Origin of the sequence: Undibacterium sp. YM2, from assembly GCF_009937975.1 — a bacterium.
Lineage (GTDB): Bacteria > Pseudomonadota > Gammaproteobacteria > Burkholderiales > Burkholderiaceae_D > Undibacterium.
On the sequence record NZ_AP018441.1, the window covers coordinates 4,517,123 to 4,530,338 of the forward strand.

Below are 13,216 nucleotides of genomic sequence, written 5' to 3' on the forward strand. Positions count from 1 at the left end.
CCACTAATCCATCTCAACGCGGTTGCAATGAATGCTTTATTCGGCATCATAAAGTAAGCCCGATGATCAAGTAGCAGAAAAAAAACCACATGAAAAATATATTGGAAAAAGCCTCCACACTCGCCCAGGCAGCCAACATAGAATTGCCGTCCATTTTGCAGGCACTGTATCGTGATGGCATGACCAGTTATGGCAAAGACAGGGCAGACTGGCAAGCCAACTGGGAACACTACCTGCTGGAGGCACCGCCCGCGCTGGCCAGCAGCTATGATCTTGAATGGCTGGATGCGGAAGCGATTGCAGAAACCATCAATGGCTGGCTGCATCCACAAAGCCAGAACGGCCGCAGCTTTTTCCCTTTTGCCCAGTCTGGCGCAGGTGATGTTTTTTGCCTGACCGCACATGAAGATGAGCATGAAGGTGAATGCATCGTGGTCTATATCTGGCATGACTCAGACGCGCATACGATAGAGGCATTTTCATTTGCTGATTTTATTTATTCCAGGCTGATCAAGGCGATGACAGACATGAGTCATTTGCTGGATGACTTATCCAGTGCCGACAATGCCAGGCTATGCCTGCTGGCCGATATACGCAGGATGACGGCTTACTTGCCCGCTGACGATGCGACGCGTTTGCAGGCTTATCTTGAACGCCCGGTGATCGAAGTTGAAGTGAGCTATGGTCGCCACATAGAGCGCGTGCCTTGCCTCATCACGGATGAAGACTATAAGCTGTTGATGCAAGGGAAACGCGCAAGCGAGCGCTGGCCGGTCAATATCGTTGACCGGTGGGATGTACAGTCTGTGTAGGCAGGTTCAGTGCTTACGTAATGGTATGCATGCAATGTAGATAGCAAGCAGTAGTCGTCAGCTCTACTTGTACATCTTCTGCCCATCCCAACGTGAGCTTCATTGATGTCAGATACCATGTCATAGAACGACAAGTGATGCACAGGCAGCGCGAGAAGTTTTGGCTGACCATACGTACGATTACGTAATACTGGTCGTATCTACGACGCTACACTATGCCACGCATACTGCCAATGAAACATTTTTACAAACAGATATTCATTTAGGGACGTTAAGTGCAACGATTAAAAAAATTCTTTGTTTCTTTCAGCCTCTTTGCCTTAATTTCATCTGCATTCAGCGCCAACGATGCACAATACCCGTTTGCCGTGATAAGCGCAGACACCGGGGCTGGGGAGGTTCAATATGTAAGCATATTGCCACAAAAAATTGTATTTTCCATGGGCCTGATACCGCAAGCCATAGTCGGACAACTACGTCAGCCAAATGGAAAAATTACTCCTGACAATTTTGCCCGAAATTCCGTTTTTGTCGATTACATGCATGACTTCATTCGGCGGGAAGCTGTGCAGATTCCCCAAATCAAATCTCAAGCCCAGAAAATAAAGAATGGCAAATTTGATCTGATAGACTTACGTCTTGGATCTCCAAATTAAGAAAACATAATTGGTGTTTTTAACGTGCAGAATGGAAAAATTATTTCCTATGAGCGCAATAGAGAACATAGAATTTTATCCGACCAAGGATTTTTCAGACTTCCTTATGGCATAGAAATGAAGTTGATTGCTGCGCTTAGTGCTGAGGCGAAACTAAATAAGCAGCCTGCAAAAAAATAAACTAGAAATTTTCCTCATGTTTGACGCTCATTGATATTGCAATCATTGAAGAATTCAGAGTACTTCATATGCGCCATCTATTACAACACTTGATAAAAGATATGACTGGCCCCGGCCATGATGAGGCGATGGAAAAAGCACGACCCTCGAAAACCATCAAAGACCGGTACGGGAATGAAATTGAAATCTGCAAAAAATGCAGAGTACCTGTACGACTTCAGGATACTGCGATCAAATGCATGAACGGCTGTCTTTTAGGGTGTATTGATTGTGCGCCAAACGAATTTCCATCCCCATCAAATAGTTACAATCCGTGGGTGCGCAATACTTGCCAAGCCTGTGGCGGTGACGGGAACGAATTTTTCCAGGAAGAAGGCGAATGGTGCGTAAAGTCTTGCGATACCTGCCAGGGCAAAGGATCATTCGTGGTTAAAAAACACAGTGAAGCAGAGGCTGCTTCCCTTTCACAGCCACTACCCCTCGATGTAGATGATAAGGGATGGACACGCTGTCCCGGGTGCAATTTCCGGTTTATGGTTACAGATCCCAACGTCTGGCAAGGAGACCGCCATAAACGCTGCAGCCAGAGGCTGACTTACAAAAGTTGAAATCCACATCAGACAACAAAAGCCTCATGATTGAATCCATATTCAATTTGAGCTTTGAAGAATTTGAAAACGAATATGACAATCACAAGACAGCATCACAAGGAGAGATCAGGTCGCGACTACTTCATTTAAGCTCCCTCGTTATTTGGAGCCGCATGCGTACGATTACGTTGCACTAATCGTACCTACGACGCTTGCTCACCTTCTATGCATCCCAAAATGAGCATTATAGTGGCCTGATTCCATGTCATGGAACTGCCAGACTGCATGAAGTGTTACGGGTCACCATGCGTACGATTACGTTACACTAATCGTACCTACAGCGCTGCCCTTTAGCATTTTCAATTCAAGCAGGTTTCGCAATAAATTGCCCGCCTCATCCAGTCCAATGTCATAGACGAGCCTGACCATTCTTACTATTCTTAATTCTGGCAAGCCTTCGCTTTTTGCGACCTGCACGAGTTCCTCAAGAGTCAAGCCAAAACTCTTCAGCAATTTGTACGTCTCATAGTTTGTAGAGTCGGCATCGCTTCCAATATCCTTCTTGCGTTCTGAGAGCTGATCAGGAAATGGAGGCCAGAGTAATTCGATCTCTTTAGCAAAACCAATTGCCAGGTCAATACGCTTCGTATTTTCTAGAGCAGGGTCAGCTTTTAATTCGCTTAAAACTCTGAGCATATTTTGCATGCAGACCTTAAAAATAATTTCAGTTTCCATTCATGCCTCTTTAATGACTTGCCCTTATCTTTGATTGTGCGGATATCCAGGATTTACTATATTTTCTCCATCAAATCGCCGCTATTACTTTCGATGCGGTTTGTAGAGTCTTCTCATTCAATCGGACAGTGATCGTGGCGCCTTGCCAGGCATAGATGATTAATGATTTATTTTTGAACTCAAGCTGTAACCGGGCATTTGCAATCGGGCCAAATCCCGCTACATGCGCTTTGTCTCCTGGTTCAATCCCAATTTCCTCCGCCCATGGTTCAATGACTAATTTAGATATGCTTTCGGGCATATTATCTATTAAGACATTTTGTTCGCTCATTACAGCATTTTTTTCTATCATCTTTTACCGTCAGGTCCCAGAACGCGATCCATCATCTGCTCATACAACAATGGCACGGGGCGTTGTTCGCAGCTTAGCAGGATTTGTGTTTTCAAGACGCCATCACATCAAATCAACCTACTAGTAGATAAAATCATTGACATCGATCTACTAGTAGGTACAATGCGCGCATGAACTCATTTTCCCTCATATTGAACAAGCCCTTGCCAGGAAGGCACGGCGAAGTGCGCATGCTGTCAGCGTTTGTACCATCATTTGAATTAAAAGAAAGACAAGCATGAGCTTAGAACTCTCCCCCAAAGCTGCCGAGATCGTCGCTTGCGCGCGCACCCTGCTGGCGGTTGGTGGTTATAACAGCTTTAGCTATGCTGACATTTCTGCCTCTGTACATATCAGCAAGGCCAGTATTCACCATCACTTCGCCAGCAAGGCTGAACTGGTGCGCAAGTTGCTGGTGCTGTATCGCGAAGAAAGCCGGGCTGGCCTGGCGGCGATGGAGCAGCAGATTACTGAACCGGTGGCACAGCTCAGGGCCTACACCGGGTACTGGGCCGCGTGTATCCGCGATGGCAGTGCGCCTTTTTGCGTCTGCGCCATGCTGGCGGCGGAGTTACCGGCCATCCCTGCTGAGGTTGCAGATGAGGTTCGTGGTCATTTCAAGGATTTGTCGGCATGGCTGGCCTCTGTGTTGAGCAAGGGCGCGGCACAGGGAGTCTTTGCCCTGAAAACAAAGCCCGAAGCAGAGGCATTGCGCTTCCAGGCGACGGTGCATGGGGCAATGCTGTCTGCCCGTGCCTATGGCGACCCGGAGATTTTTGCCAGCATTATTGAGCCGCTGATGCATCAATTGACTACTGAATAATTTAAATGACAGGACTTACGCAAAACCACCCCAAAGCTTGCAGCTTACCGTACTTCCGAATTCGTCATACCCGCGCAGGCGGGTATCCATGTCTGATCGGCCTGTCTTATTGCCTGCGGGGTTGATCAACGATGGATTCCCGCTAAAAGCACGCGGGAATGACGGTTTGGGGGGCATAGGATGGCTTGTGCTCATTGTGCTCATTGTGCTCGATACTATCCATGCATGGCTGACGCAAAAAGCGTCAAGGGCAATTTTGCGTAAATCCTGAATAACTTAAACAGGCGATTTCGCCTGTCTGGCCGACCGGAAAATGCTGCTATTTATTTCCGGTTTTTTTTGAAGCAATCACTCTACCTACTAATAGATAACATCATCATGCCACATCCACTCTCTCCTCTGGGCATTGCCCATACAGCCATCAGTCTATTGCCAGTCGTAGCTGGCCTGTATAGTTTTATCCGTTACCAGGCAATTGATACGAGCAGGCGTTCCGGCCAGGTCTATCTGGCCGGGCTGGCAGTGTCGGTATTTACGGCGTTTGGCCTGTCCAGCACCGGCAGCTTCAATCCTGGCCATGTGCTGGGCATACTGGCGCTGATTGCGGCCTTTGGCAGCCTGCTGGTGACGCGCTTGTCTTTTCTGGGGCGACTACGACCTTACCTGGCCACGTTCGGGCTGTCGTTCAGCTTCTTCCTGACGATGATACCAGGCACGGTAGAAACCCTGACCCGGCTGCCGGTGGCAAATCCATTAGCCAGCGGGCCAGAATCACCCGTGGTACGCGCGGTACTTTTGACCTGGGTAATAAGCCTGCTCGTGGGCTTTGCACTTCAAGCGCGGGCTCTTCGCTTGCGTCATCGAAAAGCAACAGGCAATTAGTGGACTATGGCGTTGCATAGTGAGTGAGGGGCATGTGCGCTGCGCATCAGGGCAAGGCACGCAGCCGTGCACATGCAGGCATGATGGATGCAGGCTCATCGCTGGCTTGCAATGCCGGAATAAGGAGTCGCTTCAAAACCATGCATGCGACTACACTGCAATGATCACATCTACGACCCTGAAGCCAGAAATCCAACGAACACCGTCAATCTCAATAAAAGCATCATGCTCCAAAATTCTATTCTTCGCATCGCTTAAAGGAACGATATAAATTAAACCAGGACAGTGAAAGCTTAACAAATCAATGTTCGCTTTAGCGAACTGAAGAGTACATATTAAACCAGGTTGCGATCCACTAAATATGACCGCTACATCAGTAAATTTTCCCAAACTTGTGTTGCTGATAAAAATCTCTGTTTCTTCGTCACTAACTTCATTCCACGGAAGTTGCATGGAGTTTGGTATGCGTCCCCAACCAAGCCTCATCCCGGAAACATGCCAAGGATAATTTTCGGTGATATGAGCATCAAATTCGGAGCACAAATCCCGTTCAAATAAGGTGGCAGAACCATTTTCCAAGAGCTCTCGATTTTTGGGTAAATCAACGATTAAGGAAACCATAGTAGCTTGTGTCAATTGAGGTTTCAGCATGTCTTGCCCATGCTTGCAATAGCGCCGGGCCAATAGTGCTTATCGCTCCGACAGCGTTTGTGTATGCCCCGCTTAGGTTTTAATATACAAGGACGTACTTGATGTTGGTATCTATTCTTCTTTTGCTGACAACCTGTCTCTTTAAGCTGTAAGGATTCGCTATCACCCTCAGTTCTCCATTTTCAGTATCGAACAATAATCTCGTTTGACATTCGCTACCGGCCAAAATTGTGGGCAAGGGCAACCTGCGTCTGGTTTCATGAGTTTCTCCACTGGTTACATCCATAATTTTGTGACGCTCGCCTTGAAGCTCTACATAAGGAATGCCACGCTCAGCAAGCATTCGTTCAGCATCCCAAATGCTTTTGAAAAAAGAATTGTCAAATGCTGCCATGTCAAAATACCAGCCATGCGCTTGTCCGTCATCATGCGAAACAGAGCAGGTAATAGCATCAAGAACATTGCCTTCAAAGTACAGGGTCCAAATCCCATAACCCCACATGTCTGCATTCATATATTCTGGAATTTCATCCCATTGTTCAGAGTGTACCCAGCCAGGTGGGATGCCAAACAACGCTACTACTCGCTCTTTGGTATCGCCTGGTGAAACACCGGCTAGTTCTCCGGTGGCAATCCAGGAAAAAATATCTGCTTCAGGCTTTGAAATTTCAGGGTTCATGGCTTTGCTGGTTAAGTCTCACATTCCTGTCTCTCAAATACATATCGCTCCCGTCCATCAGAAAGGACATATCGTTGAACCTCTTCACTGACGGCACCAATGTCTTGGAAATTCTGTTGTGCCTCGCGTAAAGTCATGCGGTTCGGCGAGCTAAGCTGATCTAATTCACATGTACCGTCATCTTCCCAAAAGCACACACGACAAATTTCATATTCCCCATTCACGTCCAGGCTCCGGTACCCACAACAGGGACAGGCCATCAATTTTTCGACCCGACCTTCTATCACAACTTTCGATCCATGCAGTGCAGTCTGCGCTTCCAGATACGAGTTGACCACGCCCAGATACGTATGACGAAGTGCAATCTTTAGCAGGAAATCATATATTGCATTATCTGGATCGTCAGGTTCGTCACAACAGGTGATTTTCTCTTTCAAGAGATCCGTAAGCTCTGCGTAACCAGAATCACCTGCGTCAATGGACCACCAGTCCAGCAACAAGGCCTCTCGCTCCTTGGTTGACAACCGGGCAAGGTCACGTAGCACTAATAAATCAATTGCTTCATCTCTCGTCATAAAATCATCAGGAAAAACTATGTATTCGGCCTCTTAAAATCAAGTCTCATCTATTACATGCAAATGCAGTCATTTCCAGAATTGCCACCATTTCTTCGCTGGCGAACCAGGCGATTGATAGCTTGGCCGCAGTGGGCTGGCATGATCGCAGCAATTCGTCATCTTCAAGCGCATGAGTATCTTTGGGTCTTTTCCACCGTATCGTAATGCATCAACGCAACAGACTTCAATCGCACTGCATGCCTGTTCTATCTCTTCTGCGGACTGTGGCTGCTGCAAAAAATAGGTATCCAAATTTTCGTCAGTCAAGGGCGCCAGTAGAGTTGGCGCTTCGCTCTCGGGAACGCCGCAAGACAAACACTGCCCATTCCAAGTACCGTCACATCGTTGATCTCCCAGAGTGTAGAAAGGGCCCGGAGCGTTTTTGGGGAAACGTTGTGGGTGCTTAAAATAATCACTATTCATCGTTATCGCCAATTGTATCTGGCCTGGAAAATCGCCTGGGCAGGTCAATTTAACCTGATCATGCGCATTTCGAACACAAAAGCTTGCGCGTTTCTTCGTAGCTGGAATGCAGTGCAGCCAATACCGTAGCGGGTGATACGTGCTCCAGGCCAATATCAACTACCGCGATGAGATCAACGCCCATGCGCTCGTCCGTACTCAAGCATACCTGTTATGCAAATATTCACCTCAGTTCGTACTTACGCAGAAAGTTTGCCAGCCACTGCCTGCGCGAAAGCGTCAACATCGGCCTGCGGGCCGTCACCGAAGTTGAGATGTGCATCTTCATCTGTCCATTCACAAAACACTGTCCTGGGCGTGCCGTCCAGGTTGATGCCGCATTCGAGCGTGAAATAACGTATGCCTGCGTCTTCTGGTGGCAACTCGTTTTCACCATTGACCATGAGCACTGCGGCAATATAATGCACCTCTGCCACGGCCCTGGGCTCAGGCATGCGGAGTATCACGGCGGGGTATGGGCCCATTCGGCACGTCGTGACCACGACATCATCGACTCTCAGTTCTTTGGACGGATTTTTGACATATTTGGCGCAGACATCCCACATCCATGCCAGATAGGGCTTTTGCTCTTCAGATGCCATGAGTGAGAAAAACTGCAGCGGATTATCAACGCATGCCTGACGAACGCCCTGATGGGCAAACACATAATGTTGCTCGCGTGGTTCGCTGAGCAAGCCTGTGGGTGACTCTTTCTTTTTGTTGAAGAACATGGTGGCGTTTTTCTAAAAATGGATTTGCAAAAGTTGGGACTTGAATGATATGCAGAGACTTGGTGCGTCGAGACGCACCATCTGCGCAATTAAAAATTTCAATCTTCAAATGACAATGGTACTGTAGATTCTCCCGTTTTTAGTCAGGATAATCAATATCAACTTCATCACCTCCGGCCCAGTTCTGAGGGTACACACCTTGTTCTGCCAGACGATGAAAAGTTGAATACGGCCTAGTCAACCAGTTTATCAACAAGGCCATGCTTTTGTGGATTGATGTGAACGTAATCCATGTGCGCAGAAAAATCCTGTTCGTCGCGTATCAAATGCTCCCAAAAACGTCGTTGCCAGATTCCGCGTTCATTGCGACGAGACCTGGATGAAGAAATCACTTCGGTAGCGGGGAGTGTCTTTGAGAAATTGCTTTTGATCATACGCCAGCGCACAGAAAAATCAGTATCGCCTTGCGGTAATTCAATCACGCAATGCAGATGATCGGGTAAAACGACCCAGGCATGAATGGTGAATGGATATGCTTCACGCGCCTGACGGACAGCTTCACTCAAATTTTCAATATACCGCACTAACAGATCATTTCCGGAACGCTTAAGAAGATTGACGGTGAAAAAATATGTCCCACCCGGGTGCCAGGCGCGACGGTAATTGGACATGAAATTTACTCGGCGAGTTTTTTGTTTTGACTGTCCTGCAAATATGCTACAACAAATAGCCTAACACCTTGGTTAAAACCAGCTTTCCGATCTGCTTTTTTTACACATTCATCAATACACTTTTGCTCATTTTAACGCTGACGGTGCGTCAAGACGCACCCTACAGGTTACGGCATGTACTACATATACAAAGTCTTATGATGCAAATAATTGCGATAGACGATTTTGAATGCCTCGATATCGCGCTTGTCTTGCTGCACAAGCAAATCACGCACTTCGCATTCGTTGTCTTCGATTTTATAGACCCAGAAATCGAGTTTGATTTCTGGATGATCTTGCGAAACGATGGAGACACCCTTGCCACCGCCGAGAAAATTGGAAAACAGATAGACCAGGAATTTACCCTTGAGAATTTTCTTGTCTATCTTTAATTCATCGAGAACGCTGGCGGCTCTTTCTTCTGCGGGGGAGACATCCTGGCGGTGGTCTGCGTAGGTATTGAGAAACTGACGCAAATGTCTGACCTCTGCGGTTTTATAGGTCTGGCCGTATTTGGCAAGTTGCTCTTGATTGAGTACGAGTTCTTTGGGTGCTTCTGTTTGTGCCTGGCTGGCCAGGGGGAGCAGGAACAGGGACAACAGAAGCAGTTTTTTGATATGCATGTTTTTTCGGGCCTATTTTGATGCGCTACTTTTGTTATCAGTGGGAGCTTCTGTTTCTTGCTTGTTAAAATTAAAATGGAAGATAAGCACACGTACTTCAGCTTGCTTGTTGCTTGTCTTTGCCTTCGAAAACCGGGGAAAAGGAGCACTATGACGGGCAATACTCAGGGCTGCGTCGTCGAGATCCTTATTGCCAGAAGACCTTTCAATTTGTATTCCACTGCCTTGTTCATAGATGTTGCCACTTTCCGTGATGGCAACGGACACATAAGCTTCACCATATAATTTCTTGCCATCTTTTGATGGAAAATGATCTGTGCCATAATCTTCTATTCTTTTCGAGACCATTTTGTAATAAATGGCATGCTCCCGGTTTTTTGTCGAGGGCGTAATATAGGTTCGATTGTTTTTGCCAGCAACTGAGATATTTTTTTGGCCGTTCTGCTCATCTATCATCCGGGCAATTTCTGCAGCCTTTGCGGCTAATTGCTCATCCAGTTTTTTTATTTTCTCAACATCGGCACAAGCAGCGCTACAAGATAAGAACAAACTCAGGGATAACAGGTATTGCGCAAAATGCTTCATTGAGATTTTTAATATTTTTAAATTGGTATGTAAGGATAGAAAGCGACAGGTAGCAATGCTATTTTACTTAACTAAAGCCCTAGCATCAGAATTATCCCCTTTTTTCCGATAGGCATTCCCCATCCAGCCTATTGCCAGAAACCAGAAACCAATCGAACCTACATAAGAAAAATACCAGGACAAAAACAGGGCAATGACCAGCATGGCCGATGCCGCCGCACAATTGGCATTGATAGTGCGGTGAGAAGGGAAGCAGAACCACAGTGTCCAGCCTGTCATGATGATGAGGAAAGGACCAGAGATGGCGAGGTCCAGCAGCCCACGCACATTGCTGATAAAGAGCTCGGACGCGCCCAAGCTCACCCATAGCCAGGGCGTACCAAGAAAAGTGATAGCCGCCACGGAATAAATCAGGCCCCAGTTTCTACCGGAGCGCACTTCTACCTCAGTCTCATCCCCGGTAGTCGCAGGCTGTTTAAACGTACCGCCCCTCAAAGTCTGCAAGAGCATCAAGCCAGAAAACATGATGAGAAAGCCAGGCGTCTGTTTAAACATGGCGTAAAGATTGAGCAGAAAACCTATGGTCATGAATGAAGCCCCGGCACCGATGATGACTTTTTCTTTCCTGTATTTTGGTATGCTGAGAAAAACAGTCCAACCAAGTATGGTCAGCAGATAAACAGAAGAATGCAAGAAATTCTGCAGTCCGCGAAAGCCATACATAAAATAATCTGTCTGAAAAAAAAAGTACCAGACAGGTGGTAGCCAGACAGACAGTGTCAGCAGCCAGGCGATGAGCAGGGCTTGTTTGTGCTTTGATATCTGCATCACGGCATCTTATTTTCCAGCACCACATTGTGGAGCGAGTAAGGTTGAAAATTCATGCTTGATTTTTGGCATCAGCGCTACGCGCAGTGTGCTAGCTGGGTCTCTTGTGGCAGCAGTTTATCTTCAAATCCCAGCCTATAAAATATCACGCGTACCTCAGTAGCACGGCCAGTGGATTTGCTTTTGGAAAAACCGGGGAAAGGGCCACTACGGCGGGCGATGCTGAGGGCAGCCAGGTCGAGCTCATGGTTACCAGAAGATGTTTCAAGTTTGATGCCCTCTCCTTTTACATAGATGGATCCATCTTCCTTGATGGGAATTGAGACATAGGCCTGACCCTGAAGTTTTTTGTCTTGCCCAGTTGGGAAGTTACTGGCCACATAGCTGTCGATTTTCTTGCTCACAGCCTGGTAGTAACTGACCAGCTCGCTATCGCTGGTCGTGGGGGGACATAGATTTTTTTGACTTTACGGGCGAAAAAGGCGGCTCTTAATTTATTGTTCTTTTGAATCGACTCGGCATTCATCAATACCTGCCAGAATGGTAGAAATAGCAAACTCACGCTGAAAAACTCTGGGTCAGCCTGAAAAAACACCGCCATCGCTAGCAAGGAAGCTGCCGCACCAGAACTGGTGTTGAATGTGCGTTTTGCAGAGAAGGACAACAACACTGACCAGTAGCCCATGATGCCTAGCAAGGGTGCGGCCACAACGATATCTTGCAGACTACGCATGCTGCGAAGAAAAAAATCCTGCCCGCTCAAGAGTTTCCAAAGCCAGGGCATGGCAAGTAAGATGACACTTATCCAGGCAGGCAAGGTGCTGTATCCTTTCTGCAAAGGCGCTTTGCTGGCGACCTGATCAGGTTTGGCCGCCATGTTGTCCTGCTGTTCAACTTCAGCGCCTGTCACGCTAAACAATAGCGCAAACCCGGCCAGCAGCAAAATAAGGCTGCCGGTCATGGACAAACTGGCATAAGTTTGCAACAGCAAGCCCAGTGTCAGAAATGAACTGGCGGCACCAATAATGTTTTTCTCAGTCCTGAACTTGGGTATGGATAAAACGACAGACCAGGCAAGAATGAGCAGCAGGTAATGCACTGAGTCACCAAAATCCCGCATTCCATAAACGCTGGAGAAAAAGTAAGAGGTCTGGAGAAAATAATTTCGTGTGGCTGGCAGCCAGACGAGTAGTGTCACGGTCCAGGTGATGAGGAGGATAGCTCTGCTTTTGTTGAGCAGCATTGAAATGTCCTTGATGTATGATGCGGGCAATTGCGCCTGCTTGCCATATTACCATCATTCACCCTGATTTGAGATCGTGATAATGACAGCAAATCATTACCCCCGTGTGTAGCATAGCCATACGGCGCAATATATTGCGCCCTACATCACGGCCTGGCTCAAGGAGGGCGTTTTTTTGCTGTGAACACATGCCTGCTTCAACATGACGACCAATCCCGCCTTGCGATTTATTTGGCAAATCGCAAGCGCAGAATCGCGGATAAGGCGCGTTGCCCCATCTTTGCTGCCTGTGCGTGGGCATGTTTGCTGCACAACTCCGCGATTGTCCTGAGGTTTTCTGCGGGGCGCTTGCAGATTTCCAGGGCGACGGCGTCTCCCAAAAAGAAATCATCTGAATTGACAAGCTGATGAAGCAAAGAAAAATTAGTCAGATCCAAGGAAGGAATACAGGCAAGAGTCAGCGCATTGTCAAGATTGAGCGCAAAGTCCTTTTCAATCAGGGCGCAGAGAGCAGCCTGATTAGCCACAACAGGTGAACACTTGGGGTGCAGATCATGGATATCTTCGCCTTGTGCGATCGCCTGTTCCACAGTCTGCAAAAAGTCATTCAGCGAACTGAACATGATGCGCGTGCCGCCATCATGGGCAAGATAAAGCACATAGCCTGAAAAAGGCGGCTCAATGAGGTACACATGATGATTGCTGGTATTGGGATCATCCAGCACTATGCCTTGCAAACCACCGACCAGAGGGTGGTACTGCATAAGGCCAGTGACGGAAATTGCCTCATCCCTGTTTAATAAATGTATTCCTGCTTCAGTATGATGCCGGTAGTCGCCGAGCTGGATTTCTTCAAAATAGGCAAGCAGATCGGATGAGAATTGCATAGTTTTGCACAAAGCCGGGTTAAGTGAATGCAGGTGATGATGACATAAATTCAGTGCGCATTATGCATGCCCGCCGTGATGCATGGCCATTGCAGCGTGTCTGTTCTCGACTGAAGCCGCTCCGACAAAAA

At 47.4% G+C, this 13,216-nt stretch carries 19 protein-coding genes; 5 read left to right on the plus strand and 14 right to left on the minus strand.

The genetic code is table 11. The features are described 5' to 3' along the window. Window positions 1-89 precede the first annotated feature (89 nt). On the plus strand, window positions 90-812 hold the full coding sequence (locus UNDYM_RS20490) for an SMI1/KNR4 family protein (protein ID WP_162042714.1): 723 nt from the start codon (window positions 90-92) through the stop codon (window positions 810-812). A 275-nt stretch (window positions 813-1,087) separates the two neighbouring features. After that, window positions 1,088-1,468, plus strand: coding sequence for a hypothetical protein (locus tag UNDYM_RS20495; protein ID WP_162042715.1), 381 nt, complete (start codon window positions 1,088-1,090; stop codon window positions 1,466-1,468). A 1,085-nt stretch (window positions 1,469-2,553) separates the two neighbouring features. Here UNDYM_RS20495 and UNDYM_RS20500 read toward each other — a convergent pair. Together UNDYM_RS20500 and UNDYM_RS20505 are read right to left on the minus strand one after the other, a co-directional pair. Next, window positions 2,554-2,973 (minus strand): hypothetical protein, encoded by a 420-nt coding sequence (locus UNDYM_RS20500; RefSeq protein ID WP_162042716.1) that lies wholly within the window; start codon window positions 2,971-2,973, stop codon window positions 2,554-2,556. A gap of 70 nt (window positions 2,974-3,043) precedes the next feature. Then, the gene (locus UNDYM_RS20505; RefSeq protein WP_162042717.1) at window positions 3,044-3,304 is read right to left on the minus strand and encodes a hypothetical protein; all 261 of its coding nucleotides are present in this window, start codon (window positions 3,302-3,304) and stop codon (window positions 3,044-3,046) included. A 298-nt stretch (window positions 3,305-3,602) separates the two neighbouring features. Between UNDYM_RS20505 and UNDYM_RS20510 the strand changes: the two genes are divergently transcribed. The 3 genes from UNDYM_RS20510 (at window position 3,603) to UNDYM_RS31145 (ending at window position 5,233) form a co-directional block, all read left to right on the plus strand. Further along, the gene (locus tag UNDYM_RS20510; RefSeq protein WP_162042718.1) at window positions 3,603-4,187 is read left to right on the plus strand and encodes a TetR/AcrR family transcriptional regulator; all 585 of its coding nucleotides are present in this window, start codon (window positions 3,603-3,605) and stop codon (window positions 4,185-4,187) included. Window positions 4,188-4,565: 378 nt separating this feature from the next. Beyond that, window positions 4,566-5,069: a hypothetical protein gene (locus UNDYM_RS20515; RefSeq protein WP_162042719.1), complete on the plus strand. Its 504-nt coding sequence runs from the start codon at window positions 4,566-4,568 to the stop codon at window positions 5,067-5,069. 32 nt (window positions 5,070-5,101) lie between these two features. Then, window positions 5,102-5,233 carry a hypothetical protein gene (locus UNDYM_RS31145; protein WP_255456495.1) on the plus strand — a complete coding sequence of 44 codons (132 nt, stop codon included), beginning with the start codon at window positions 5,102-5,104 and terminating at the stop codon, window positions 5,231-5,233. Here the strand turns inward: UNDYM_RS31145 and UNDYM_RS20520 are convergent. The 12 genes from UNDYM_RS20520 to UNDYM_RS20575 form a co-directional block, all read right to left on the minus strand. Next, the gene (locus tag UNDYM_RS20520) at window positions 5,220-5,720 is read right to left on the minus strand and encodes a hypothetical protein (protein WP_162042720.1); all 501 of its coding nucleotides are present in this window, start codon (window positions 5,718-5,720) and stop codon (window positions 5,220-5,222) included. The two genes, UNDYM_RS31145 and UNDYM_RS20520, sit on opposite strands and share 14 nt — an antisense overlap. A 79-nt stretch (window positions 5,721-5,799) precedes the next feature. Further along, complete coding sequence (locus UNDYM_RS20525) at window positions 5,800-6,399, minus strand: hypothetical protein (protein ID WP_162042721.1); 600 nt, start codon at window positions 6,397-6,399, stop codon at window positions 5,800-5,802. 11 nt (window positions 6,400-6,410) lie between these two features. Beyond that, window positions 6,411-6,974 carry a CPCC family cysteine-rich protein gene (locus UNDYM_RS30835; RefSeq protein WP_232063554.1) on the minus strand — a complete coding sequence of 188 codons (564 nt, stop codon included), beginning with the start codon at window positions 6,972-6,974 and terminating at the stop codon, window positions 6,411-6,413. Window positions 6,975-7,043: 69 nt separating this feature from the next. Next, entirely contained in the window at window positions 7,044-7,283 is a 240-nt protein-coding gene (locus UNDYM_RS20535; protein WP_162042722.1) for a hypothetical protein, read from the minus strand. Window positions 7,284-7,678: 395 nt separating this feature from the next. Further along, window positions 7,679-8,209, minus strand: a complete 531-nt coding sequence (locus tag UNDYM_RS20540; protein WP_162042723.1) for a hypothetical protein — start codon at window positions 8,207-8,209, stop codon at window positions 7,679-7,681. A 233-nt stretch (window positions 8,210-8,442) separates the two neighbouring features. After that, window positions 8,443-8,880 carry a transposase gene (locus tag UNDYM_RS20545; protein WP_232063555.1) on the minus strand — a complete coding sequence of 146 codons (438 nt, stop codon included), beginning with the start codon at window positions 8,878-8,880 and terminating at the stop codon, window positions 8,443-8,445. A 179-nt stretch (window positions 8,881-9,059) separates the two neighbouring features. Continuing rightward, a complete protein-coding gene (locus UNDYM_RS20550) occupies window positions 9,060-9,542 on the minus strand; it encodes a hypothetical protein (protein ID WP_162042724.1) in 483 nt (160 codons plus the stop codon). Between the two features lie 12 nt (window positions 9,543-9,554). Further along, window positions 9,555-10,127, minus strand: coding sequence for an energy transducer TonB (locus UNDYM_RS20555; protein WP_162042725.1), 573 nt, complete (start codon window positions 10,125-10,127; stop codon window positions 9,555-9,557). Between the two features lie 63 nt (window positions 10,128-10,190). Continuing rightward, window positions 10,191-10,955, minus strand: coding sequence for a hypothetical protein (locus UNDYM_RS20560; protein WP_162042726.1), 765 nt, complete (start codon window positions 10,953-10,955; stop codon window positions 10,191-10,193). Window positions 10,956-11,032: 77 nt separating this feature from the next. Further along, complete coding sequence (locus tag UNDYM_RS20565; RefSeq protein WP_162042727.1) at window positions 11,033-11,359, minus strand: energy transducer TonB; 327 nt, start codon at window positions 11,357-11,359, stop codon at window positions 11,033-11,035. Then, on the minus strand, window positions 11,356-12,198 hold the full coding sequence (locus UNDYM_RS20570) for a hypothetical protein (protein ID WP_162042728.1): 843 nt from the start codon (window positions 12,196-12,198) through the stop codon (window positions 11,356-11,358). Before UNDYM_RS20570 ends, UNDYM_RS20565 begins: the two co-directional genes overlap by 4 nt. Window positions 12,199-12,425: 227 nt before the next feature. After that, window positions 12,426-13,085, minus strand: a complete 660-nt coding sequence (locus UNDYM_RS20575; RefSeq protein WP_162042729.1) for a hypothetical protein — start codon at window positions 13,083-13,085, stop codon at window positions 12,426-12,428. Window positions 13,086-13,216: the final 131 nt, after the last annotated feature.